At 33.7% G+C, this 3,398-nt stretch carries 4 protein-coding genes and 1 pseudogene; 1 reads left to right on the forward strand and 4 read right to left on the reverse strand.

Annotated features, from left to right (window positions below):
- Positions 1–103: 103 nt before the first annotated feature.
- Positions 104–310: a hypothetical protein gene (locus tag E1171_RS04390; RefSeq protein ID WP_222931387.1), complete on the reverse strand. Its 207-nt coding sequence runs from the start codon at positions 308–310 to the stop codon at positions 104–106.
- A gap of 212 nt (positions 311–522) precedes the next feature.
- Here E1171_RS04390 and E1171_RS04395 point away from each other — a divergent pair, with 212 nt between their 5' ends.
- A complete protein-coding gene (locus tag E1171_RS04395; RefSeq protein ID WP_155204482.1) occupies positions 523–660 on the forward strand; it encodes a hypothetical protein in 138 nt (45 codons plus the stop codon).
- A gap of 293 nt (positions 661–953) precedes the next feature.
- On the opposite strand, the gene E1171_RS24405 is transcribed toward E1171_RS04395, so the two are convergent.
- From E1171_RS24405 to E1171_RS04405, 3 genes and pseudogenes are all read right to left on the reverse strand, one after another.
- The gene (locus E1171_RS24405; RefSeq protein WP_246164149.1) at positions 954–1,244 is read right to left on the reverse strand and encodes a rhodanese-like domain-containing protein; all 291 of its coding nucleotides are present in this window, start codon (positions 1,242–1,244) and stop codon (positions 954–956) included.
- Positions 1,236–2,465, reverse strand: a pseudogene (locus tag E1171_RS04400) (MFS transporter); the annotation flags it as partial. The pseudogene E1171_RS04400 and the gene E1171_RS24405, both read right to left, overlap by 9 nt.
- 70 nt (positions 2,466–2,535) lie before the next feature.
- Positions 2,536–3,099, reverse strand: coding sequence for a Crp/Fnr family transcriptional regulator (locus E1171_RS04405; protein ID WP_155204486.1), 564 nt, complete (start codon positions 3,097–3,099; stop codon positions 2,536–2,538).
- Positions 3,100–3,398 lie beyond the last annotated feature (299 nt).

The raw sequence follows: 3,398 nt of genomic DNA on the forward strand, positions 1-3,398 counted from the left end.
CGTTCAAACAATCTTTTTCTTTAATATTTACCTTTTGGCATACCCCATTCCATTCTTAAAACAATCAAGGTTCTTGCTTTATTTAACAGAAATATAAGTCAGGTTAACCAAAAGCTAACTTCAAGAATACTTTTTCTTTTTCATATTTCCAAATAGTCCGGCTTGGATTGTATTTTTCCAGATATACGGTATTGGAAGCTCTGTCAACAGTAGAGTGATAAACCTCTTTTCTCTCTCCTTTGTAGTTGCTTAAAAAGTTTTTGGCACCTATTAACATGATTTCATTGTCCCACCAGGAACTGAAATCCATCACTAAATAAGCATTGAATATTTCCGGCCGAAAAAATAAGGAATGTAATGCCGAAAGGCCTGTAAAAAAATATTCAACAATATTCCGAAATTAATCGGCCCTGTAATTTTTGTCAAAATAGGCAGTTCCCTATCTATGAAAGTTAAGAAATTACTAACCCCTCCATTAACCCCTAAACTATTTCACTCCTTTCCTGAATATCCTATTAAGAAATGTGTAGAAGAAGAGCCTTTGACACGGTCTTTACTGGGAATACCTACTACTATCATTTCCGAAACTTAGAGGCTGGCATCACTTCAAAATTGAGTGACAATCCCGGTAAAGGAATTAAAAAACTTTCGCCCATTTAAAAAGATTGAAAACAAAGAAATTAAGGTATTTATTGCTACTATTATACGAATTGGGGAAATAAACAGATATATCCACTATTCAAATTAGTATTTCGGACTTAATAGAGAATCTTTTTCCGATGACGATATGCTCTTCGTTTTGTCCGTATGACAAATTAAAGGGTGCAGTGAAATAGATCAAAATAATAATTTTTAAAACTAACAAGAGGCTAACGGTAAGAATACGTATTGTAAACCCCCGTAGGTATGTGAATGCATATTCATTGTTCTCTGCTGGATTTTGGATCAATGTGTCAATTATTAATTTCTTGCCACTTATTTGTTCCTCCACAAAGCCAAACAGCATTAAATCCTAACTCTCTTATAAGCCTTGCTCCTTCTGCTGAACGTCCTCCGCCTTTACCACAAGCTATAACAAATTGAACATCTTTGTCAAGGTGAGAAATACTATCTTTCAGTTCTGTCAAAACAATGTTCAAAGCATTAGGAATATGAAATTGTTGATATTCTTCTTTACTCCTAACATCTATAATCTGAATTTTTTTATTGGCATGCAGTGCATGTATTACCTCTTCTACTTTCATACATTCTTTTGCTTGTTTGATTTGCTCTGGCATACGAGCTTTTATTATTAAGGAAGAAATTATGGTTAAACCACCAATTGCTAAAATAGCATAATCAACTCCAAATAAATCTGCTGTAATGCCCGAAATCACTGCACCAAAGGCATAGCCCAAATCTCTCCAAAGACGGAATGTCCCAATACTTTCGGCTCTTTGTTGTGGGCTTGTTGCCAATGCTATTGTGGATAAAAATGTGGGATAAACCAAAGCCGTTCCTAAACCTAGGATAGCAGATAATGTCACTAAAACATAATAATTATTGCTATAGGGAATGAACAAAATGGCTAAACCTTGAATTAACATTCCCCAAAACAACATGCTCTTCTTAGAATAGTGGTCAGACATCCTACCTGTAAAAAGTTGTCCAATCCCCCAAAAAGTAGGATAAATTGCAGTAATTAAGCCAATGTTTTCAGTATCAAACCTTAATGATAGTAACAAAATTGGCAATAATCCCCAAATCATTCCGTCATTTAGGTTATTGATTAACCCTGCCTGTGTTACCGAACTCAATGTTTTATTTTTGAAAGTTGTTTCAATGAAAATATTATTCATTTTTTTGGTTTGATTTATCATACTTTCCTTACTTACAAAACTCCTAGTGTCTTTTATCCAAAAAAAAGTCAAAATAAATCCGATAAATGATATAAAAATACCAATGTAAAATGGATAAGGTGTTATCCCATATCTATTTGCCACATACCCGGATAAAAAGGCAATAATTCCAATAGCAAAATACCCCGCAAATTCATTTAAACCCATTGCGAGTCCCCTATTTTTTTCAGCAACAAGGTCAATTTTCATTACTACAGTACTACTCCAAGTTAATCCTTGACTAATACCTAAAAGTATATTTGCAAAAATTACCCAATTCCAACTATCAGCGTAGATTAGTAAAAATGGTACTGGCATAGCTAAGAGCCATCCAAATAACAATAAATTTCTTCTTCCAAATTTATTAGCGAGTTTACCTGTATAGAAGTTTGCCATGGCTTTTGTTATCCCAAAGGCAGTGATGAAAGAAAGTATGGCCGATTTGGAAGCAACTCCAAATTTTAACTCAGCAAATTGGGGAAGAATAGTTCGTTCCATTCCCACCATTCCTCCAACAAAAGCATTTACAATCACTAAAAGGGTGAATTGTTTCCAATTTTCTTTAAGTCCAAGCTTTATTTTTTCCATGTTTTTACATTATTCTTTAATGCAAAATTCATGGATTATTTACTAAATCCCTTTAACATTTGATAAATTTTCATTTCAAATTTGCCCGAATACGACTTAATGAGACTTGAGTAATTCCAAGATAGGAAGCAATATATTTTAAAGGAATATGCTTAAGAAAATCTGTTTCTGTTGATAATTCAATATATCTTTCCGTAGCTGATTTGATTTGCAAACTTTCCATTCTCTTAACTGTATTTACATATTCCTTTTCGAAAATAAGTCGAAATAAACGCTCGATATCGTGGAAATCATTATACATTTGAAAAAGTTTAATTGAATTGATTGCGAAAACTTCTGTATTTTCTATCGCTTGTATACCCTTAGGGGTTGAACTTTGGTTAAAAAGACTTTCGGCCCGCACTATTACGTCTTTAGGAAAAGCAAAGTGTTCGGTAATGTCATTTCCATCCTTATAATAGAAGATACGGGCTATCCCATCTTTTACTATGTATATATTACTGCAAATACTATAGGGCTTTTGAATAATTTCATTTTTATCAAAATTTTTTACCCGAACTAAAGAACTTAATGCGCTCTTAGCTTCTTTTCCAATAGAGTGTATCTTATCAAAATATTCAAATAAATTCTCCATTCGGTGTTTGGTGAGTTCATTTTTTTGCTTGTACGCAACGTTGGTGTCGAGTAGACAAGGGGAAATTCACCCCAAAACTCTCATAGTACATAACAGTCTCTCGTCATAGGGCTCTTCTTATACAAAAAGAATCCTCTAGTTAAAATATTCAACTTCCCAATGATAAAACAAATTGGGTTATAATGTGCCCATTCTGGGCACATTATAACCTATCAAAAGTAGGGTAATTATTTAGAGGGAGCAAGCTCCTAATGCGGGGTATACCATAACGAAGCATTAGCAAGTCGCAAGGCGGTTTT

This window comes from Xanthovirga aplysinae, assembly GCF_009711365.1.
Taxonomy (GTDB): domain Bacteria; phylum Bacteroidota; class Bacteroidia; order Cytophagales; family Cyclobacteriaceae; genus Xanthovirga; species Xanthovirga aplysinae.